Raw genomic sequence first — 21,004 nt, forward strand, 5'->3', positions numbered from 1 at the left:
CCTCATCGTCATATTTTTGAAATGGGGCAAAGCCGGAGCTCGAAATGATACAGCTCGATTTCCCCACAAACAATAGTCAAACGGTACTCCCTAAAAGCTTCCTTGCAGTCGTGAGATAAGGGAGATAACTTATATATGGAATTGGAGCAGTCACAGCAAGCAAGTCCGCCTGCGGAAAGGATTTGCACCACTTTTCCGATGATTCTGCAGAAGCGCGTTTTTGATACGCTAATATCTTTTTCTGAAACATATATCTGTTCCTCCGTAATAGCGGCCTCCGATTCTGTTTCAGCACCATACGGAACAGAAATCTTTATGTTGAGTGACATAGCAACCTCATCCTTATCAATCATAATGTCTGAGATTTGGAACATAGTGGAGAGATAATTATTTAAGTAGATGACACTTCCATGTCGGCCAGGAAAGGACAGCACGGAAAGATAATTCTGATTTGAAAGTTTTTTTAGGATTCGGCCAACGGTAGCTTTTGACAGCCCCCAGCGGCGCGCGAGTTCAAAATAGCCGATCAACGGGGAACCAGTACCATTTCGCATATAAACGACCGGTCCGATGTCAGACCCATGTACTTGCTCGTCGTTATAGATGGTGTGCATCCACATATCCAGCAACATGTCCATCTCGGAGCATTTTCCGATACTAATCAGCTCCGCTACCTTAGAAATTGGGAAAAAGAAAAAGCCCGCATCCTTTTGGCATGGGGCATTGTAATCGAGGACCGTATTGTGCTTTTTCCAGTCTTGTATACGGAATTTTATCACATTACCACGCCCGATCCGGGAATAGGTAATGTGATGATGTTCCTGTAAAAGATCCAGAATCTTGATCGTTTGGTAATTGTAGCGTGTTCGGAACCAGCCTGCCAGTTCGGACAAACGGCAGACCCATTCACCAGGGTAGACCGTATAGCTGATTCCATCTATCCTTCGGTATGAGGTGCGGAAGTTTGCATAAGAGCAAAGGACCACAAAATAAAAAAGACCGGAGCATCCATTTATGCGAATGCTCCGGTCTTCAATCAGAGTTTGTATAAACTGCCGATAAATCCGGCACCGTGGATAGTCCACAATTTGCTTGATTTCAAGTTGATATTCTGGCATACAAAAAGCCTCCTTTAATTAGTTTTTATTTGTTTTGACTGTGTCCAGAAAGTTTAGTGCATCGGCTTTTTGTATGTTTGTTTGATTCTGAATTCTAATATAATAATATGAGCATAGAAAATCAATTAAATAAATTTTGGGAATACGGTTAACGCTTCCGGTAAATGCCTTTAAATGACCGCCTTTAATCCAGTTACCGACTGCGGATGTGGAGAACCCGGTCATTTGCGAGATTATTTTTGAAGTAAGTAAATCAGGATATTTCTTATGCTTTTTTTCATAAAATTGCCGTAACTGCTCTGTACCATTGGCGTGTATATATTCGCAAAGCCAATCGACATATATTTTCTTTCGCTGGCGTGGGGTTTTACACTTTGAAGAGAAAATACCGACTGGCAGTATAGCATCTATTTCTCCGGCATCAAGCCGTTTTAGGTACTCAATCACATCTGTCAGCTTTATTTTAAAGCGACGTGTCTTTTTCCCTGAGTCCTTACAAGGGACAATTTTGTTCTCCAGCAGCCACTTTGCTTTGCGTTTAGAAATATGGCAAATCCGATAGAACTGATCTAAAGTAATTATATCAGTATACTGATCCTGAAGATAAGAATGTTCATTGTTCATATCAAGTCACCTCCGAATTTTTGTCAATGGTAGGTGGTGGAACTTGATAGAATTTTCTTTCCTCTTTCTTTCCTATGGGAAAAAAAGAGTCATTTTTGTATGATTTTTTGCTAATGCCCGGTGGGTTCGAATTTTAGGGCATTTTTTAAATCTATTCGCTAAAATACCCGGATTTCAAAGGTTTTTTAAAGTCCATGAGAGGGTATCATAATACTCAATATTCCACGAAAGTGCATGAAGCACGTAACACTCGAAATCAAGTTGTCCGCAAGGGCACGTGGGTTCGAATCCCACCGTCTCCGTCAAGTAGCTGTAAGTCCGAACCTTTGATTTATGAGGTTCGGATTTTGTTTTATTGCTCCATCAATAAAAAATATAATTTATTATGCAAAGGAGAAGCAATCTCCTTTTTCAGCCAGACTTCAGTTGACTTTGTGGAGGCTCTCTTTGGTATATAGAATTATAAAAGAATGATATAATTTCAGAAATTCCGGAAATAGTAAGCCGGAGAGTAAAACTCAACTTAAAATATGATGCATAATAGGAGAAAATAATCTAAGAGCCTGCTCCTGGTGATATTTATCAGAGATTAATTTTTCCCGTCAAAACACCATCATAGAATTCTTGTTTGCGATTAATAAAAGCAATACTTTCTTCAATACTTTTAATTTCTTTTAAAAGGCTCTTTTTTTACTGCTAGAATCGTTTTCCTTATCTTAATAAAGAAGGTCCTTCTAAACATAAATTTAAATATTCTTTTATTTCTTTGATACTCAGGCCACATTTTCTCAAACATTGTAAGCTGCGCAGCCAATTCAAATCCCTATCATCAAAAATACGGCAGTTGTTTTGGTCCCTTTTTACATTGGGTACTAAGCCTTCATTGCAATAATATCGTAGAGTTTCATAAGGCATATCATGTATGCCAGATAATGCAAGGAGGAAAATAAAATGAACGTATTATAAGTTCGTCGAGCATCACGTCAGCATCCACCGTGTAACTGGTGAATGCACTTGCTTATATCAGAACGAAAAACTCGTCTGCATAGACATAATCTCGCTACGGTTATGAAAAAGAGCTCTAATTTTATAAAGTCATTGACATTTATCTCAATAAGGTATAACATAATAGTATATCCATTAGGTAACACATATATGAACCAGATATATCAAAAAACTGCACTATCAAGAAGTTGGGACTTTACCGTTTCAAAACAAGAAGGGAAATCGTGATTCATATGAAAAACAACAAAGCTGTAAACACTGTGGAAAATATGAAGGACTCTATTCAAACTGCGGCAAAAACCGTCAGCAATGCAGCGGACCATGCGACAGAGAAAGTCAGCGACGCAGCAAGCCGTGCGGCGGCAAAAGTTGCTAAAGCGGATGAACGAAAGGATAATATTGGAAAAGGAATAAAAGAAGGATATCAAGAAATTAAGAAGGATATTCAAAGAACTGCTCAAGACATTTCAAAAGAACTAAAAAAATATTAAAAGCAAAGGGTGCTAGGGTTAGCACTAAGGAAGAGAGGACACACAAAATGTTATGGTTAATATCAATTATTCTCATTGTTTTATGGATTCTGGGCTTAGTCACTTCGTATACACTGGGCGGATTTATACATATTCTTCTGGCAATAGCAATTATCATGGTTTTGGTAAGAATAATTAAAGGGAAATAAATTTACTGTCTAAGTTTTGTTTTTCATTCGCGACCGGCTAAGAAGCAAATAGCAACCGGAACTTGAATGGTTGAACAATTCCAAACCATAAAAATAAGTATATTCCTTTTATGTGTTTACCCGATTGGTTACCTGTTGCGGATTAGAAACAACATTTACAATTAGAAAATTTGTTAAAAGTATTGGAGGTGCTTCATATGGTAAAAATGATGGGTTTTATTCTTAGCCTGGCTTTCCTGGCAACAGGCTTTCTGGGCTTGACAAATCTGTTGCCGGTATTTACAACTTATCCCGTTTTAGCCAATATCGGGGCAATTATCCTGGGTATATTGGGTCTACTGATCTTGATATATGCTGGACGGGGCGGAGAAACCGCACATCAGAAAAGAGAACACTCCCAACAGAAAGAAGAAAATGTGCAGCTAAGAAAAGAGGCATCCGATCAGTCAAAAAGAGAAATAGAGCAATTAATAAAGGAAAATGAGCAGCAGCGGAACATAATCGAGCAACATGCCTTGCAGAACAGCAGTGAAAAGGGTATTTGATAAGCACCTCACTGCTAAAGCATTGTTACCGGTACGCACCGTTTTAGAACATAAAAATGCGGGACCGGATATCAGTATCAGTACATCAATACAAGCCACAAAGCTGTTATAATAATGGTTGGACTTGCGAATAATAATATTCAAAAATAGAGAAAGGGTTGTGGAAATGAGCAAAGAACGGGCAGCAGAATTAAGGAATATTGAAAAAGATAATTATGAACTAATCATAAAGGAAGTCGTTACTGGTATTTCTAAAAATGTTCAAAATAAATATAATACAATTAATCTCCAAAAGATTCCCGATCATGTAAGCTATTCTAAGGTTGAAAAATATCTTCGTTCTATAGGTGTTGAAATCACTCGAAAAATGTTTTTTACATATCTCGCGGAGAATCTCATCCCCGCGGAGCAGGAAGTAAAAAACTCCAGATACTCCTATTACACAAAAGAACAGATTCTTTACTATATTTTAATAGACATGTTCAAGCCAATATTGCCATTAAGCAAAATAAAAGTCCTTTTTGACGATCTCTTAAAACCAATGATCGCTGAAAGAGGGTTAGAATCCACATTTAAAACACTGTGCGGACTAATAACTTATATGGTGGAGCAATTCAGTGAGACTGCGACATCTGTAATAGGAAATAAAGAGTTAGGGGCAACAGATATTGCGCTGAAAACATTGGGAAATATTGGTGACGGCGATCCAAAAGCACTTTCATATGTTGCGCAGTATACGAACCTTGTGACATTGTGTATGGCAAAGGGGGCTCTGGATTTTTATAAACATTCACCCAATACACTATTGGAATAGAAGTATGCATGGTTGACACAGATGCTCAAGATACCATTTTTCAATTTTTGTGAAAAACCACATGCGGGATGCTATAAATTTAAACTGACAAACCCCCAAGTTTTGCGGATACAACACATTTAAAAACTTGTATGAATAGTAAAAAATGCAGAAAAGGCTTGCGGAAGGAAACCATAGAAAGAATTTTGGCACAGCAAAAAACATGAATTCTAATATATGCAAATGATAGGAAAAGCCCGGATGGAAATGAAGGTGGGGCTTATTTTTGCATATATGAATCTCAAAAAGCTGGCAGGAATACTGTAGAGGAAGGGACTTTTGAAGAAAAGTATCAAAATTATTTCGGTAGTATAATTTCTATTTTTTCGTCAAGAGGAATTATTTTTTCTTTACTAGTGGCATCGTATTGATATATTCTTGGATAGAGATATAATTTGGTGGCTTTTTCGCTTACATTATTATAAAAATATTCAGAAGTATTTTCACTGGCAGATGCACCGTAAAATGCTGCTTCCTCTCCGGATTCATCATATGCCTTGAAGAAACACCACATATCAGAGGACCTCTCGCGTTCATAATCACATTCAATGCGCATATACAATCCATTCAGTATAATTTGCTTTACTTTAATTGACTTATCCAAATAGGAGAATTCACGGTTTACTTGAATAATTGTTTCATTATATATTTGGGTTGGCGTATATTCAAATTCAAAGTCTTGTGTAAGCCCCTGATTATCATCATTTGATTTATAAATAATATTTATAGAAATTTTTACCGTTTTATTAAGATAATTTGAAACGGTATCTGCATTTTCCTTTGTTAAAACAGCTAACGTCGTGGAAGATAGATCATTGCTCAAAGCTTTCACATTATATTCGGACTTATACTTGTAATGTTGATTTTGGTCGAAAACCATAGCATAAGATATAGCCTGACCGGGGATTGAGGTATTATCATCTTTCCTTAGATCGTATTTTAATAGTATTTCCTGGTTTTCAAAAACAATATTATAAATATTTAATGTCAGATTATTTGCCGATATTGATTTTATAGGGTTTCCAGCATTACCTCCCATATTTTCAAAATTCTGAAATATGATATTGGAAAAGCGTTGATTCAAAGAATCATGCGTTACCCTAATGGGACTGAAGAACAGTGTAATAGTAATAAATATCAATAAAGAAATTAATAATTTTAGAATTAGGAATTCCTTGTCCACTATGTTCATTTTCTTAAACATATTATCCTCTTTTCAAAATGGAAAATAGTTATTTGTTATTTATTAACTGTTAACCAATCTTTCAACTTCTGTTTATCACATTCATTTTACCATATATGAAATATTTTACAACAAATTACCGGGGAAATATTTTTTCCTGTATTTCTAATATCAAATCTTTGATTTGATATTCCTGAAAGGAATTAATATGAAATTATGAACTGTAGGTGTATATTTTCAGAACATCGCTAAATTTGATTAGATAATTATAAAATTATAATTGACATTATAGTTATATGTATATTATAATAAAAATACAATTTGATAATTGTCTAATCAAAAGGAGAGGTATATGAATACTGAATTAATAAGAAAAATCGTGAAAGTAAGCGGTGTAACAGCAGGAGAGTTGATATTGGTTCAGTTCTGGGGAGAAGACTCTGATATTGATATTATGCATAATTTTGCGGTTGCTGTGGCAGAACTTGGAGCTTCACCCTTTGAATTACAGCAGTCAAGAACTCATAACAGAAATGTTTTTACAAATGCGAAAAGAACAAGTTTTGATGACAAATATTATTCTATCTTTGAAAATGTTGATGCTGTCATAGATGTATTTATCTATCAGCCTGTGGTATTAAAGCATGAAATTACAGCAGAACAAATGGATTGCTACAAAAATTATATGAAAAAGTTATTTGAGTCTTTAATGAAGAAGAAAAGATTTACTCAAATCCGTATTCCATCCATAGAAAATGCACTGGAATCAAATTTGAGTGCAGAGGAATATATAGATCGGATGACAAAAGCATATGATATCGACTACTTAAAATTAAAAGAAATATGTGAGGAGAAAATAAATGAATTAGAGGCTGCGAAGGAAATTATTTTACATACAGGTAATAATTGCAGTTTAAAACTGGTGACAGAGGGCAGAACCTGGATTGCTGACTGCGGGGACGGGGACTGGCCATGCGGTGAAGTATATATCGCTCCCATTGAAGAAGAAACAAACGGTACTATATTTTATAATAAATTGTTTATAGAAGATACTGGTGTATTTGAAAATGTTATATTAACGGTTGAAGCCGGTATAATAACAAACAGCAATCATGAGCAGGTGAATCACTTCCTAGAAAGCCTCCTCAAAGAAAACCTGACTGTTTGTGAGCTTGGATTTGGCTGTAATGAAAATATCACAAGTATGTGCGGCTACACAGTATTGGATGAAAAAATGCATGATACCTTCCACATTGCAATCGGTGATAACCGGATGTTTGGCGGAAAAAATAAAGCTGATTTTCATATGGATCTTGTTGGCGCCGGGAAAGTAGAAATGGTAAAATAGGAGAAGATTATATGCATGAGAATGGGAAAATAGAATTTTTAGAGTATCTGGACTTATCCTTTAAAAGCACACAGGATGAAAGTATGAAATTAATGCAGGAATATAGGAATGATGATGCCAATTTTATAAAGGTAAAGGGTAATATTTATCAAATTTTTAAGACAGTGTTTCTGGGAGTGGCTAATCAAAAAGCTCTTGATAAAGAGGCGGTTAAAGAGTTATTCGTATCCAAGATGGAAACTATTCCTGCTAACTGGAAGAAATCCTATGAAAATGCCAGAAAATTTAACGATATAGAAAAAATTACGATTGAGGAAATAAAGCTGCAAACCTTAGAAGAAATACAGAGTACATTTTTAAGGATTTGGGAAAGGAGTTAGGTTGAAAAATAAAGTTTCAACTATGTATTCAGGAATATCAAATCAAAGATTTGATATTCACGAAAGGAGTTAAAATGACAGAAGCAGATGCATTAAAACTATTTAAAGTCCTGGCCGATAAGTCAAGAATGAGGATTTTAAAATCCCTGATAATAGAAGATATGTATGTGGAAAGGCTGGCTGAAAGACTAGCTCTCACTCCCGCAACTATTTCCTTTCATTTAAAAAAATTAGAGGATGCAGGTGCTGTTACTTCCTATAAGGATCAGTATTATATGATGTACTCCCTATGCAAAGATATCTTTATGACAAACATTTTGGAAATTATAAAAGAAGAAGCTGACAATGCAGAGGAGCAGGAAGAACGCGATAGGAACTATAGGAAGAGAGTAATTGATTCATTCTTTGAATATGGTAAATTAAAGTCAATACCCGCACAGCGGAAAAAAGAACGAATCATCTTAGAAGAAATCGCAAAGTCTTTTGAAAAAGGAAAAGAGTATTCGGAAAAGGACATAAACATAATCATTGCTGACTTCCATGATGACTTTTGTACCATACGAAGAGATATGATTTCGGAAGGAATATTAGAAAGAAATGGTAATATTTACAAAGCCATATAAAATAAAAGAGATGAAACGCGGATAAATTATTTCCAAGAGGAGTGTAATGTATTCTAACTAATATAAAGTCAGCCCGCATTACACCTTCCTCTTAAAGTATCTCAATCTCTTGGCAGCTTAATATAGTGGTGGGTCTATAATTTCAGAATCTGTATCTAAGCAGCTGCCGCAATTTTCTGAACTGACTTCTCCGTCCTGATTTGCATTCTGTCCGCATTTTCCCGCAATCTGTCCGCCTTGATTGGCGTTCTGTCCAGCTTTGCCGGAAATCTGCCCGCCTTCACTAGCCCTTTGTTTCAGACCGGCTTCACTGCCTTCGTTTGCATTGTTATTAGTGTTATAAATGGTGATATAGATGGATAATCCATCTTTATCATGCTTGAAAACAATTCCGTTATCCGGGCATTCTTCTGTATTATTGTTGATTTCACTGGGCCTATTCTCTTCACACATTATATTTTTACTCCTTCCCTTATTATTACATTATATAATATGCCGTATAGTTTCAAAATTTGACAAATATCGACGATTAGACTTCCTTCTTTTTTTATGGTAAAATATAGTGAATAAATTGCAGTCAGAATATTAATGATATAGGATATACAGGAGGAAATAACTATAAAAAATATACCAAACATTATTACTTCAATAAGGATCTTGTTTTCTGCTATATTACTGTTTACTGTGCCCATGTCAGGTTTGTTTTTCCTTCTCTATATCATATGCGGAGCCAGTGATATTCTGGATGGATACATTGCCAGAAAAATGAATTCTGCCAGTACCTTTGGGGCAGTTCTTGACAGTATAGCTGACTTTCTGTTTACAGCTGTAATCTTATTTAAATTGATAATGATTATAAAGCTGGCATTTTGGATGCTAATCTGGCTGACGCTTATTGTAATAATCAAGATAACCACCCTTTTAATTGGTTTTAAGAAATATCATTCTTTTGCCTTTTTGCATACATATATGAATAAAATAACAGGAGCGCTATTGTTTTGCTTTCCCTTATTTTATGTTGCATTAGGAATAGTTCCAACCGCTTTTATGCTGCTTGGTACGGCAACCATTGCCGCAGGTGAAGAATTCATAATTAACCTGACAGCCAGGAAACTTAACCATGATGTGAAATCTATTCTTAGGAAGTCAGGCAAAGAATGAAGAAACACTTTTATCAGATTTTATGCCGCTGTGAGCGGCGGAATGAGGTGAATTATGAAGGAAGAATTAATTGATGCCGATTTTAATGGCTGTGTATCTGTAAGAAAGAATGGCAGGCATATTTTGAATAAAGCTTTTGGATATGCGGACCTGGCCAATAAGATACCAAATCAATTGACCACCAGATTTGCGACAGCATCCGCCGGAGCGTTTACCACTGTTATTGATATCGAAAAGTTTTGGGATGCCTTATTCTCTTATAAGCTGCTGTCAGCTAAGATGACAGGTGAAATGTTAAAGGTACATAGCGGGAATGAGGAAGAAGGCTATTATGGCTATGGCATCTGGCTAAGAAAGGAAAAGGATGATACCTACTCACCCTATTTTCAGGGCTGTGATCCTGGTGGAAGCTTTATAACCTGGTATCATCCGGCTGAGAATAAAAACATCACCCTGGTGAGTAATCTGGGCTGCAATGTTTGGAAGCTTTTAAGAAATTTAAAGGATACTATATAAGGAGATGTTTAATAATTATTTTAATATTGTTGAAATAGAAACAAAAATTTAATATAATGTTGTTAATGTACCAACGGGTGGGAGGACAGGCCATGAACAAAGAAGAACAGGTCATAATGGGTTTCAGGGATTTATATAACAAGATGGCTTGGCTTAATAATTTTAAGATGAAAGACAGTTTTAAGGGGTATAAGTCTTCTGAAGTACACTGTATCGAATACATTGGAAAAAATTTAGATCCCAACGTGACAAAACTTGCGGAGTCCTTTTATATGACTAGCGGTGCCATAAGTAAAATGACTAAAAAGCTTATAAAAAAAGGCATTATCGAAAGCTATCAGAGGCCGGATAACAAAAAAGAAATCTATTTTAGGCTTACGGAACAAGGGGAAGTAATTTATAACATTCATGAGGAACTGCACAAAGAGTTTCGTGAGCGGGATAAAGCCGTATTTGATCAGGTAACTGAGGAACAATTTGACAGTATGCTTAGCTTCATAGAAAAGTATAGCGGGCATTTGGATGCAGAAATAAAGAAATTGGATACCGATATTAAATCGGAATAAATTTGAATAATGAAACTGAAACCACAGGCAGCCTGACTCTATTGAGAACAGGCTGCATTTTTATTGCTATTATTTTGTTGACAAGGAAACAAAATAATGATATGATGTTTTTGCTTCCAAGGAAGCAAAAATACAATTTTTGAGAGGAGAACTCAAGTGTTTAAATTTAGATCATACAATGAACAGAGCACAGAACAAACCGTAGATAAACACGCTTTAATATTCGGTCTTATCTCTGTGTTTCTTTGCGGAATAGGCTTCAGTATCATAACACCTGTCGTACCATTCTTAGTGCAGCCTTATACAAGCAATCCGGGAGAACAAGCTACAGTTGTTACGCTGCTGACCTCTGTTTATGCAGTCTGCGTATTTTTTGCGGCCCCTGCACTTGGAGCTTTGAGCGACAAATATGGCCGTCGTCCATTGCTTTTAGTATGTCTTTTGGGTTCCGCAATCGGGTACTTCATTTTTGGCATAGGAGGAGCGCTATGGGTACTATTTACCGGGCGCATAATAGAAGGTATAACAGGCGGCAGCATAAGTACTATCTTCGCATATTTTGCAGACATCACTCCCAGAGAACAGCGAACCAAATACTTTGGATGGGTGAGTGCGGTTGTAGGTGTCGGCACCGTCATTGGCCCAACTCTAGGCGGATTACTTGCCAAGTTCGGTTATTCTGTACCCATGTATTTTGGAGCAATAATAACTTTATTGAATGTTATTTATGGATACTTTTTCATGCCTGAGAGCCTTGACAAGAATAATAGACTGAAAGAGATTACCTTTGTAAGGCTGAATCCATTTATACAGCTTGCAAACGTACTTTCCATGAAAAACTTAAAAAGGCTGCTTGTCTCAGCATTCTTACTTTGGATACCCAATGGATCTTTACAGGCAGTTTTTTCACAATTTACAATAGATACTTTCAGTTGGAAGCCTGCACTAATCGGACTTATGTTTTCAATTATGGGATTCCAGGACATCATTTCACAAGGTTTCATAATGCCAAAGCTTTTGATAAAACTTAGTGATAAACAGATAGCAATTCTTGGAATGGTTTCGGAGATTATAGGCTACAGTCTTATTGCAGCATCGGCTTTGTTCTCATTTTATCCTTTTCTTATCGCTGGGATGTTTATATTTGGTTTTGGTGATTCTATCTTTGGGCCTTCGTTCAATGGGATGCTCTCCAAGTCTGTCGATTCCAGTGAACAAGGAAGGATTCAAGGAGGCAGCCAATCTATCCAGGCTTTAGCAAGAATGATTGGGCCTATCATCGGAGGTCAAATCTATGTGTCACTCGGGTCTGCCGCACCCGCTTTTATGGGTATGATCCTTATAGCAGCGGCAATACCAGTTTTGTATAAGAGTACCCATGTAAATATCAATGGTTGGCAAACCAGAGATATTTAACACTGAGCAAAGCAGTCAATTTACAAGCGAAATTTTTACCGAGTGCTTGTTCGAAAATGGGATAAAAATAAGCATGCGCCCATGACATCCTTGTTACGGGAGGCCGGAGATGGTATAATATACTTGTAGGTTAGCTCCCGTTTTCCACATAGAAAGGGCGCTAATTATGAACAATCGAATAGACGAGGTTTACGCAAGGTAATCGGTAGACAAAAGGGAGAGAAAATTTTAAGAAAGGATGCAATAGGTGTAAAAATGATTATTCCTTCGAATTATATTGATATTATAAAAGATCAGACCAGCAGAACACTCTGGAGCCTGAATAATGTAATTGATGCCATCCCGGATTCTTATTGGGAAAAGATTTACTGTGACATGCCATTATGGAAGCATGTTTATCATACACTTCATTCTCTTGATATGTGGTATATTAACCCCCTGGTATATGAAGAACCGCCTTTCCATAAAGAAGGACTTAACGACCTTGATGCAGCAGTGGAAGGTTACCTGTCAAGAGAGCTGTTAAAAGAATATTATCAGGATATAAAGGATAAAATTCTTACCTATCTGGATGGACTGGATGATAGAAAGCTTTTAGAAACGCCTGATAAATGTCCTTATACAAGATTTCATCTTATTCTGGCACAGCACAGGCATCTGGATATGCATATCGGTATGTTAATGGGATATGTAATTGCCGGAGAAGACTTATGGCCAAGAATCATGGGGCTGCAATCGGAATTTCCGGAAGGAGAATATTCTCTTTATTTTTAGATTAATAAAAGAAGGAGCAGAATGATGAGTGGAATTGTACATGTAAAAATATGAATCAGATCTATAGAGTAGACAATCAGATTGATTATTATGAGGGGGAATAGAATGAATACATCTTTAAAAAGAATTTTTTGTAAAAATATATACCTCCGGAGTATCATAAACTCTGTGATTGGATACTTGTAAAAGGAGATAATTAAAATGGAAAAGGTTAAGCTTACAATTACAGCTTCCACTTGCAGGGGCGGTTATCACAGGAAGGGAGAAGAATTTCTTGTGGAAGATATCTGCCCGCCTTTGTGCCATGAATTATGGAATTGTATCTATCCTTCTGTCTATACAATTTTAAATGGCGGGGTTTTAGATTATGGAAATAGCAAATCCAGATGTTTTGATGCCAAATGCCCGGATGGCGGACGGGTTTGTATTCATGGTGAAATCGTTAGTGATTAGATATACAAAAAATATAGTATACAAGAATACAGGGGATTGAAATTGTAAGAAAAGTATGATATAAATATTTATAAATAAAATATGTATAAAAGTATTAGGCGAAAGCCTCGATCCACGTCTGTTAGGGAAAACCTTAACAGACGTGTTTTTTATGGGAGAGTGTATGAGAAAAGGACGATTTGCTTTAGAAATACTGACTGTATTATTTGGAAATTTCCTCTATGCCGCAGGTGTGGTGCTGTTTATTATGCCTTCGGGACTAATTACCGGAGGAACTACAGGTATAGCACTGTGCATTTACCACATTACCGGTCTTCCGGTATCATACTTTGTATTTGGCTTTAATGTCCTTATGTTTTTCCTGGGATTATTTATTTTAGGAAAAAAATTTGCTTTTACAACCCTGATAAGTACCTTCACTTATCCGGTTGCACTGGCGATACTTCAAAATTCCTGGGGAGCCCGTATCCTTACAGATGATATTTTATTATGTACGGTTTTTGGCGGCATTTGCATCGGTACCTCCATTGCACTTATTATCAGAGTTGGTGCAAGTACCGGCGGTATGGATATACCACCTTTAATATTGTATAAGTTCTTTCGCATACCCGTATCAGTCAGTCTGTACATTGCAGATTGTGTAATACTGGCTATGCAGGTAATTTTCTTAAAAGGAATCCTGCAAAGTGGTGAAAAGGTACTGTATGGTATCCTATTGGTTCTTACTTATACAATTATCATTGATAAACTGCTTATGCTTGGAACGAGCAGGATACAGCTTAAAGTGGTAAGCAGTAAAGCTGACAAGATAAAAGCAGCTATTATTTCAGAGGTAGACAGAGGTGTGACGCTCCTGCATGGCCAAACCGGATACCTGGAAGAAGAAACAGACATTCTTCTTAGTGTAATTTCAGGCAGAGAATTAGCCAAGGTTGAAAAGCTGGTGCATGATATCGATGAGGAAGCCTTTGTCATTATAAGCCGTGTCAGTGAAGTAAGGGGACGTGGCTTTAGCGTAGGAAAGAAGTACATATAGGAATTTTAAGACTTCTTGCTGCCCAGTAATACTGCCTTTCCAGGAGAGGCCTTTGTTACAATCTCATTTTCGTGAATACCAAAGCAGATAAAAATTTAGTATTAAACTATTATAGCCGATATAATAAATGAAGACAACAAAACAGAATATGACAGTATGATGTCAGGTTTATCCTGCTATAATCAGTGCTGTAGTAAGGATTGAAGCTTCTACACATTTACAAATTACCTGTTTAAAATATCAACTCAAAGACTTGATATTCATGAAAGGAGTTATTATGGAGAGTAACAAGAAGGAGAATCTTCCACAAATTAATCTGTCAATGGTGGTGCTAGACAGTAATGACATTAAGGCACTTGCTGACTTTTACATCCGTTTGCTTGGATGGGAAAAGGAACATGAAGAAGAGGGCGTATGGATTAGCATTGTTTCACCATTAAAGGGTACCAAACTGGGATTTCAAAGCAATGAAGACTATGTGCCTCCCGTATGGCCGGAAGAAAAGGATAAGCAACAGCAGATGATGCATCTGGATTTTGAAGTGGGAAGCAAGGATAATCTGGAGGTGGCCGTACAACATGCTCTTGCCTGTGGTGCCAGGAAAGCACCAAATCAATATTCCGATCAGTGGGTAGTAATGCTTGATCCGGCAGGTCATCCTTTTTGCTTGGCTGGTTAATTTTTAAGTATAGGGGGATATCACATGAAAATAGACCGCCTGCTTGGAATTCTTACAATACTTCTGCAAAATGATCAGGTCACAGCCCCCTGGCTGGCAGACAGATTTGAAGTATCACGCCGTACCATAGGAAGAGATATAGATGCACTTTGTATGGCTGGGATACCAATTGTAACCCATCAGGGAGGAGGCGGAGGAATATCCATTCTGGAGGGTTACAAGCTGGATAAGAGCATTCTCACGGCAGAGGAGCTTACCGGAATAATTGCTGCCCTAAAAGGTATCGGAAGTGTATCGGATTCTTCACAGATAGAAAGAACACTTGATAAGCTTTCCGGCTGCAAGGATGCTGTGATTTCCCTGCAAGAACCAATCGTAATTGATCTTGCCTCCCATTACAAAGGCAACCTGACACCTAAAATAAGCCAGATAAAGCAGGCTGTTCTTAAGCAAAGGATAATAGAATTTGACTATTATTATGATAAAGGGATTACTCACCGTAAGATTGAACCTTATTTTGTAATATTCCAGTGGTCTGCCTGGTATGTATTTGGCTTCTGTATGGAGAAGCAGGATTGGCGTTTATTTAAGCTGGCAAGATTATGGGAGCTAAAAACCTGTGATGAAAGCTATATCCCCAAAAAAGTTCCGGAAGAAAGAAAAGATTTTAATGCTTATTTACCGGATGATAAACATATGCTTGCGGTATTTGAGCCATCAGTCAGATATCAGCTTATAGAGGAATACGGACCTGATTGTTATTCTGAAAGAGAGGACGGAAAACTGCTGGCGGAAATAGGATATACCAAAAGAGAGCATATGATAAGCTGGCTGCTTGGTTTCGGAAATAAGGTAAAAGTACTGGAACCAGAAGATTTAGCAGAGGAAGTTAAACAGACTGCCGTAAATATCTTGAAAATTTACCCCTGAACAGGACATACCGTTGTCCTGTTCTTTTTGATAAGATAAGAATACAGGATGGCTCTTAAAGCTAATCTTTATTTTAACTTACAAAAGGAGGTCATTATTATGATTGATTCAAGATGCGGTCTGCATTGTACAAATTGCAGCTGGAAGGAAACCCACGGATGTATGGGATGTATTGAATCTATGGGAAATCCGTTTCATGGAGAATGTTCTATCGCGGTATGCTGTCAGAATAAAGGTCTTATGCATTGCGGAGAATGCAGTAATATCCCCTGCAGCAAACTTTATCAGTATTCCTATTTGGATAAGGAACATGGAGATAAGCCGCAGGGCGAGAGGGTTACAGTCTGCCGCAAGTGGGCAGGCGAATCCGGAAAAATGAACTGGAGCAAAGTACTTCTTACTTCCGCAGGCTTTGAAGATATGGATGGGAATTCAAAAGAAAATATTACCGGCTGCTTTTTGGAATTGCTTGATAAACCGGCAGCTCACACAAAGGTATTATTTGTTCCTACTGCGGCAATTAATAAAGAAGCTAAGAAAATGGCAGAGTATTGTTACCTTGAGCTTGTTCATACCGGGATATCAGCAGAGAATATCCGGTTATACAATATTGGCGATGAACTTGGGGAAGAGGAGCTACTTGACTATGACGTGGTTTATTTTACCGGCGGAGATACCGGATATTTATTAAATCGGCTTAGGGAGACAGGTTTTGATAGTACTGTAAAGAAAATGGTACACCACAATAAGGTTTATGTTGGTGTCAGTGCCGGAAGCTTGATTGCTGCCCCCAATATAGGAGATCCATTTACAGAAGCTACAAGAGGATTATGCTTACTTAATGCCTACCTTTCCGTACATTGCACGGAAGAAACAGTGGAAAGGGAATTGCCTCTCCCTCATATACGCTTAAGGGATAATCAGGCATTGCTTGTTACATATAATGGATACATTCTTATAGAAGATTAGTCCTGTTGTAAATAAAATGAACGGAATTGAATAAAAGTCTGTCCGCTCTTTCATTATTGTAATAAAACTTCTATCGGTAAAATATAATTATAAAAATGCTTTGCCAGAGGAGTTAACTTAAAATTGTATTGGACATTCTTTCCGCAGAATTCAAATATTGAAAACACCAACATGCTCTATATCATAAATACCTTTCAAGCGCTGGTTGATACCATAATCCCAAGAACTCCGCTCTTGGCACAGGAATATGGGTTAATCCAGTATTATGGAGCCTTGGATGCCGATATCGATCAATATATGATAATCTCTTTACAAAATCTATTCGTTCCTTCAGCCGGTTATGCTGTTGAGATTCTGGATACAGCAGCAAGGCTTGTTTATACGGAAGGGTATGAGAATAATCCACAGACAGATGAAATCAGCTTTTCTAATATTCCTCCGGAAAAAAGGCTTCAAGCTTTAGAATTCTTGCTGATGGCATCCACCTTCCCTGCCAGTTATCCCGGAATTTTCATGGATTACTCTGACTTGGTTTTATACATCTATGGCTATTTAAATAGATCTACCATGTTCGGCTATTATTCGGAATGGTTCGGCTATGGAAATACAAGGCTATTGCCGCCGGAGCAAAGATTGCTTGAATTCTATCCATTCAGCTGGGAACAGATTGACTACCCTGGCCCATCCCTTGGATATCACGCACTTAGGAATACTACTTAAAAGGAGATGATATAAATGGATACCGATGTTATTGTGATAGGAGCCGGCGGCGGAGGTGCAGTAGCAGCTAAGGAACTGGGAGAAAAGGGAATCAGGGTTGTGGTTTTGGAAGCGGGGCCTTGGTATGGCAATAAGAACTGGCCGCTTCCTAACGCAGAACCAGGTGCAATGGCAAGCTCAAATTATAATGATTTGAGCATAGAACTGTTAAAAAAGGACTTTACTGATTTGGAAAATGACATGAATGATTTTGTAACCGGCAAATTCCGCTGGGGCCCTGCCGACAGAGAAAAGCCGCCCTGGCTTCGAAAGATTCTTCCCGGAGGTTTTGTATGGCAAAATTCCGGTGTTGGCGGCAGTACTCTTCATTATTATGGTAATTCTCCCCGTGCTTATCCGCAGGCAGTAGAAAATATATGGCCTATTTCTTATAACGAGATGATCCCTTATTATGAAAAGGTTGAAGAAACTCTTCCTGTCAGGCCGGCACCTGCTACGGCAAAAGAAGATCTCTTTCTTTATGGCTGCAAAAGGGCAGGCTGGAGCCTGCTGGAATCACCGGATGTCAGAAGTCCCGGATACCGGATGGATCCTAATGCTATACTGCCTCCCAATCCTTTGATTAATGACCCTGACTTTAATTTTGAAACGAATAACACCATAGGCTGTACTCTTAGGGGACATTGTGTAAACGGCTGTCATACGGGACCCACGGTTGATAGCATAGCAAAACGTTCTACCTTAGTCAGTTACATACCAAGGGCTCTTAGTACAAATATGGTTGAAATAAGACCCAATACCTTTGTCACAAAGATTATGACAGAAACCGGAGCGGATAATCAATTACAGGCAATGGGAGTAACTTTTCGAAACACCTGGACCGGTGAAACGGGGGAATTGACAGCAAAAGTAATTGTTCTTGCGGCAGGCGGAATAGAGTCTCCTCGCTTATGGCTCAACTCCGGACTTCCGGATGATCCCTGGGTCGGCAGAGGACTTATTAATCATTGGTTTGACAATGTAACGGGTATTTTTGATGAAGCTGCCGTCATGGACGTACTGGGGGTATCCGATGCAAAGCCCTTTGTGGGGCAGAATTCTGCTGCACGATTTGATTATCCAGGCTATGGAGCTTTTTTGATGTACGGACTTAGCCCGGGTCTTTTTTCAGCGCTGGCATACGGAACCAGTTATAAAGGCTACAGCTCTTTCAGAAAAATAGAAGACGGTTTACCATGGGATTATGAAGGCATGATCGTGGGAGAGCAGCTTAAGGAATTCATGAGGGATTATAAGAGGAGTTTAAGCTGCCTGATATTAACGGATGATGAGGTAAATCAAAACAACAGTGTAACCCTTGACCCATATATGCGCGATGAAAACGGCTTCCTGCCGGTTGTGAAATATCAGCCAAGTCAAAGTGACAGCAGAAAGCGAGATGTACTGGCTACTATTGCTGCGGATATTTTAAGGAAGGCGGGTGCAAAGACTATCGTCCGCGCCAATTGGCCGCCTGCCAGCTTTTTGCATATTATGTGTACTATGCGCATGGGATATGTAACAGATACGAATTGTGAAGCTAATCAGGTGAAGAGGTTATACATAGCGGATAACAGCGTTATTTTTAATGGAATTGGAGGGCCCAATCCAACACTTACTAATCAGGCATTAGCAACAAGGACTGCCGAAAAAATAGCAGAAAAGTATTTTAGCTCCTAACTCACGATTTTGTAAGATCACCGTATGGTTTCATATGCTGGGGCGTATTGCTGCATTTCTTTTATCTTTATGGCAGCAAATGGTATGCAGCATACCCGCAGCAGAGAAAAATACATTCTTAGTTTTCTTCTGTCATTGTATGTGGTAAAATACAACAAAAGACATGAAGGGGGATAACAGTTTGGTTATTAAGCTTATTGATAAGGATTTTTGCATCTGTAAAGTTAAAGACCTGGCACAGGTGGATTTTCAGGATGAATATTGCTTCCTTAGTAAAATGTAACAGTCTGGCTGGAAATCACTTTATACTTCAAAGGATGATAAATCATATGGAGAACAGATATTGCGCCCTGCTTCGGGGAGTAAATGTAAAAGGCACTGCAATGAAAATGGACAACCTGAAAGCAGCTTTTATAAAGATGGGATTTACAAATATTAAAACAATACTGGCCTCGGGAAACGTTATATTTGATACGGACAAAACATTAAGCAAAGAAGAATTAAAGAACTTTATAGAAGAAGAACTTAGCAGCTATTTTAGCTATGAAGCTTATGTTTTTTTGCGTGATGCAAAGGAGATACAGGCGCTGTTAACAGACAGTGCTTCTTTTCCTGCTCCCGAAGGCTGCCATCATTATACGCTGGTATGTGATGATAAAACGGTATTTGAGGAATTAAAGAAGCTCTTTGAGTCCATCCACCATGAACCGATGGAACAATTCGTGGTGAAAGCTTCAAATGCCTTTTGGATAGTGCCAAAAGGTTCCACTTTAAGTTCGGAATTCGGTTCCAAGATTCTTGGAAAGAAGCAGTATAAGAGCTGCCTGACTTCACGCAATAAAAACACCATGGGAAAAATCCTTAAGGCTATGTCTACATAACAGTAACCTTAAGGATTTTATTTAAATCTGTAAGCCTGTTTAAAGTATAAGTACTTGGAGCTTCTGATGCAGCCGTAATGTTCTTTTGGTTAATCCAGCAGGTGTCAATTCCTGCAAGGCAGCCGCCTTTGATATCACTATTTAAGGAATCGCCGATTACTAAAGCATTCTCTTTCCTGAAGTTCTTAATATGTTCTTTTACATAATCAAAGAATTCTCTGGCTGGCTTCTGGTATCCAATTTCCTGTGAAGTAAAGATATCCTCAAAGAAGGGAAAAAGATTAGAGAGCTTTAAGCGGTTGAGCTGGGTTTCTGTTACACCATTGGTTATGATAAAAAGCCTGTGGGTCTCTGACAGCTGTTTGCACAGATCAAATGCTCCATCAATCAGTTGGTACCCGTTTCCTAATAACACACGGTACTGCTTTTCCCATAAAACGCCGTCAACAGTCATGCCAAGCTTAAGCAAGGCTTTTGAAAAGCGGGTATTTAATACCTCTTCAAGATCAATTGTTCCTCTTTCGTATCCGTCCCAAAGCTCCTTATTTACAGCATTGTAAATATCATATACCTCCTTTGTAAAGGAAATACCGTTATCAGAAAAAAGCTTCGTCAAAGAAGCTTTTTCATTTACCTCAAAATCCAAAAGGGTATCATCCAGGTCAAAGAGCAATATTTCATACCTCCATTTACTGATGTGGTGAATGATTTCTTCCATAATGAAATACCTCCTGCTAATTTTATATACCACTTTAATAGAAAAGCTTCCTTTTGTCAACCGGATGAACTATTATAGCAGTTTCTATTCGACTTTTTGATAGTATTT

26 protein-coding genes are annotated in these 21,004 nt (G+C 37.9%); 20 read left to right on the forward strand and 6 right to left on the reverse strand.

Features of this window, described 5'->3' with window-relative positions; translation table 11 throughout:
• Positions 1-8: 8 nt before the first annotated feature.
• The 3 genes from BUF11_RS04810 to BUF11_RS25130 all read right to left on the reverse strand — a co-directional run bounded on the left by BUF11_RS04810 (position 9) and on the right by BUF11_RS25130 (position 2,690).
• A complete protein-coding gene (locus BUF11_RS04810; protein WP_073587604.1) occupies positions 9-1,118 on the reverse strand; it encodes a MarR family transcriptional regulator in 1,110 nt (369 codons plus the stop codon).
• A gap of 18 nt (positions 1,119-1,136) precedes the next feature.
• The gene (locus tag BUF11_RS04815; RefSeq protein WP_073587605.1) at positions 1,137-1,742 is read right to left on the reverse strand and encodes a hypothetical protein; all 606 of its coding nucleotides are present in this window, start codon (positions 1,740-1,742) and stop codon (positions 1,137-1,139) included.
• Positions 1,743-2,453: 711 nt separating this feature from the next.
• Entirely contained in the window at positions 2,454-2,690 is a 237-nt protein-coding gene (locus BUF11_RS25130; RefSeq protein ID WP_334293028.1) for a MerR family transcriptional regulator, read from the reverse strand.
• A 290-nt stretch (positions 2,691-2,980) separates the two neighbouring features.
• On the opposite strand from BUF11_RS25130, the gene BUF11_RS04825 reads away from it, so the two are divergent.
• The 4 genes from BUF11_RS04825 (at position 2,981) to BUF11_RS04835 (ending at position 4,785) form a co-directional block, all read left to right on the forward strand.
• Positions 2,981-3,238, forward strand: coding sequence for a hypothetical protein (locus BUF11_RS04825; protein ID WP_139243272.1), 258 nt, complete (start codon positions 2,981-2,983; stop codon positions 3,236-3,238).
• A gap of 47 nt (positions 3,239-3,285) precedes the next feature.
• Positions 3,286-3,426, forward strand: coding sequence for a lmo0937 family membrane protein (locus BUF11_RS25185; RefSeq protein ID WP_139243273.1), 141 nt, complete (start codon positions 3,286-3,288; stop codon positions 3,424-3,426).
• 197 nt (positions 3,427-3,623) lie between these two features.
• A complete protein-coding gene (locus BUF11_RS04830) occupies positions 3,624-3,971 on the forward strand; it encodes a hypothetical protein (protein ID WP_073587607.1) in 348 nt (115 codons plus the stop codon).
• 166 nt (positions 3,972-4,137) lie between these two features.
• Positions 4,138-4,785: a MerR family transcriptional regulator gene (locus BUF11_RS04835; RefSeq protein ID WP_139243274.1), complete on the forward strand. Its 648-nt coding sequence runs from the start codon at positions 4,138-4,140 to the stop codon at positions 4,783-4,785.
• Positions 4,786-5,122: 337 nt separating this feature from the next.
• Here the strand turns inward: BUF11_RS04835 and BUF11_RS04840 are convergent, their stop codons facing one another.
• Positions 5,123-6,028, reverse strand: a complete 906-nt coding sequence (locus BUF11_RS04840) for a DUF5643 domain-containing protein (protein ID WP_073587609.1) — start codon at positions 6,026-6,028, stop codon at positions 5,123-5,125.
• Positions 6,029-6,359: 331 nt separating this feature from the next.
• Between BUF11_RS04840 and BUF11_RS04845 the strand changes: the two genes are divergently transcribed.
• The 3 genes from BUF11_RS04845 to BUF11_RS04855 all read left to right on the forward strand — a co-directional run bounded on the left by BUF11_RS04845 (position 6,360) and on the right by BUF11_RS04855 (position 8,358).
• Positions 6,360-7,355 (forward strand): aminopeptidase, encoded by a 996-nt coding sequence (locus BUF11_RS04845; RefSeq protein ID WP_073587610.1) that lies wholly within the window; start codon positions 6,360-6,362, stop codon positions 7,353-7,355.
• 11 nt (positions 7,356-7,366) lie between these two features.
• Entirely contained in the window at positions 7,367-7,735 is a 369-nt protein-coding gene (locus tag BUF11_RS04850) for a hypothetical protein (RefSeq protein ID WP_073587611.1), read from the forward strand.
• A gap of 74 nt (positions 7,736-7,809) precedes the next feature.
• The gene (locus BUF11_RS04855; RefSeq protein WP_073587612.1) at positions 7,810-8,358 is read left to right on the forward strand and encodes a metalloregulator ArsR/SmtB family transcription factor; all 549 of its coding nucleotides are present in this window, start codon (positions 7,810-7,812) and stop codon (positions 8,356-8,358) included.
• Between the two features lie 117 nt (positions 8,359-8,475).
• Here BUF11_RS04855 and BUF11_RS04860 read toward each other — a convergent pair whose 3' ends face one another.
• Positions 8,476-8,811, reverse strand: a complete 336-nt coding sequence (locus tag BUF11_RS04860; protein WP_073587613.1) for a hypothetical protein — start codon at positions 8,809-8,811, stop codon at positions 8,476-8,478.
• 183 nt (positions 8,812-8,994) lie between these two features.
• Between BUF11_RS04860 and BUF11_RS04870 the strand changes: the two genes are divergently transcribed.
• The 13 genes from BUF11_RS04870 to BUF11_RS04930 all read left to right on the forward strand — a co-directional run bounded on the left by BUF11_RS04870 (position 8,995) and on the right by BUF11_RS04930 (position 20,178).
• Positions 8,995-9,519, forward strand: a complete 525-nt coding sequence (locus tag BUF11_RS04870) for a CDP-alcohol phosphatidyltransferase family protein (RefSeq protein WP_278277132.1) — start codon at positions 8,995-8,997, stop codon at positions 9,517-9,519.
• Between the two features lie 54 nt (positions 9,520-9,573).
• Positions 9,574-10,035 (forward strand): hypothetical protein, encoded by a 462-nt coding sequence (locus tag BUF11_RS04875; protein WP_073587616.1) that lies wholly within the window; start codon positions 9,574-9,576, stop codon positions 10,033-10,035.
• Between the two features lie 92 nt (positions 10,036-10,127).
• Entirely contained in the window at positions 10,128-10,601 is a 474-nt protein-coding gene (locus tag BUF11_RS04880; RefSeq protein ID WP_073587617.1) for a MarR family transcriptional regulator, read from the forward strand.
• A gap of 156 nt (positions 10,602-10,757) precedes the next feature.
• A complete protein-coding gene (locus BUF11_RS04885; protein ID WP_073587618.1) occupies positions 10,758-12,017 on the forward strand; it encodes an MFS transporter in 1,260 nt (419 codons plus the stop codon).
• 255 nt (positions 12,018-12,272) lie between these two features.
• The gene (locus tag BUF11_RS04890) at positions 12,273-12,791 is read left to right on the forward strand and encodes a DinB family protein (RefSeq protein ID WP_073587619.1); all 519 of its coding nucleotides are present in this window, start codon (positions 12,273-12,275) and stop codon (positions 12,789-12,791) included.
• Positions 12,792-12,992: 201 nt separating this feature from the next.
• A complete protein-coding gene (locus BUF11_RS04895; RefSeq protein WP_073587620.1) occupies positions 12,993-13,244 on the forward strand; it encodes a TIGR04076 family protein in 252 nt (83 codons plus the stop codon).
• A 163-nt stretch (positions 13,245-13,407) separates the two neighbouring features.
• Positions 13,408-14,280 carry a YitT family protein gene (locus tag BUF11_RS04900; RefSeq protein ID WP_242952313.1) on the forward strand — a complete coding sequence of 291 codons (873 nt, stop codon included), beginning with the start codon at positions 13,408-13,410 and terminating at the stop codon, positions 14,278-14,280.
• A 277-nt stretch (positions 14,281-14,557) separates the two neighbouring features.
• Positions 14,558-14,959 carry a VOC family protein gene (locus BUF11_RS04905; protein ID WP_073587622.1) on the forward strand — a complete coding sequence of 134 codons (402 nt, stop codon included), beginning with the start codon at positions 14,558-14,560 and terminating at the stop codon, positions 14,957-14,959.
• Positions 14,960-14,983: 24 nt separating this feature from the next.
• Positions 14,984-15,889 carry a helix-turn-helix transcriptional regulator gene (locus BUF11_RS04910; protein WP_073587623.1) on the forward strand — a complete coding sequence of 302 codons (906 nt, stop codon included), beginning with the start codon at positions 14,984-14,986 and terminating at the stop codon, positions 15,887-15,889.
• A 99-nt stretch (positions 15,890-15,988) separates the two neighbouring features.
• A complete protein-coding gene (locus BUF11_RS04915; RefSeq protein WP_073587624.1) occupies positions 15,989-16,858 on the forward strand; it encodes a Type 1 glutamine amidotransferase-like domain-containing protein in 870 nt (289 codons plus the stop codon).
• 123 nt (positions 16,859-16,981) lie between these two features.
• The gene (locus BUF11_RS04920; protein ID WP_073587625.1) at positions 16,982-17,578 is read left to right on the forward strand and encodes a hypothetical protein; all 597 of its coding nucleotides are present in this window, start codon (positions 16,982-16,984) and stop codon (positions 17,576-17,578) included.
• Positions 17,579-17,593: 15 nt separating this feature from the next.
• Positions 17,594-19,297, forward strand: coding sequence for a GMC family oxidoreductase N-terminal domain-containing protein (locus BUF11_RS04925; RefSeq protein ID WP_073587626.1), 1,704 nt, complete (start codon positions 17,594-17,596; stop codon positions 19,295-19,297).
• A gap of 329 nt (positions 19,298-19,626) precedes the next feature.
• Positions 19,627-20,178 (forward strand): DUF1697 domain-containing protein, encoded by a 552-nt coding sequence (locus BUF11_RS04930; RefSeq protein WP_073587943.1) that lies wholly within the window; start codon positions 19,627-19,629, stop codon positions 20,176-20,178.
• On the opposite strand, the gene BUF11_RS04935 is transcribed toward BUF11_RS04930, so the two are convergent.
• Positions 20,171-20,896, reverse strand: coding sequence for a YjjG family noncanonical pyrimidine nucleotidase (locus tag BUF11_RS04935; RefSeq protein ID WP_073587627.1), 726 nt, complete (start codon positions 20,894-20,896; stop codon positions 20,171-20,173). The genes BUF11_RS04930 and BUF11_RS04935 overlap by 8 nt on opposite strands.
• Positions 20,897-21,004 lie beyond the last annotated feature (108 nt).

The sequence above is a fragment of the Anaerocolumna xylanovorans DSM 12503 genome (genome assembly GCF_900143645.1).
Taxonomy (GTDB): domain Bacteria; phylum Bacillota; class Clostridia; order Lachnospirales; family Lachnospiraceae; genus Anaerocolumna; species Anaerocolumna xylanovorans.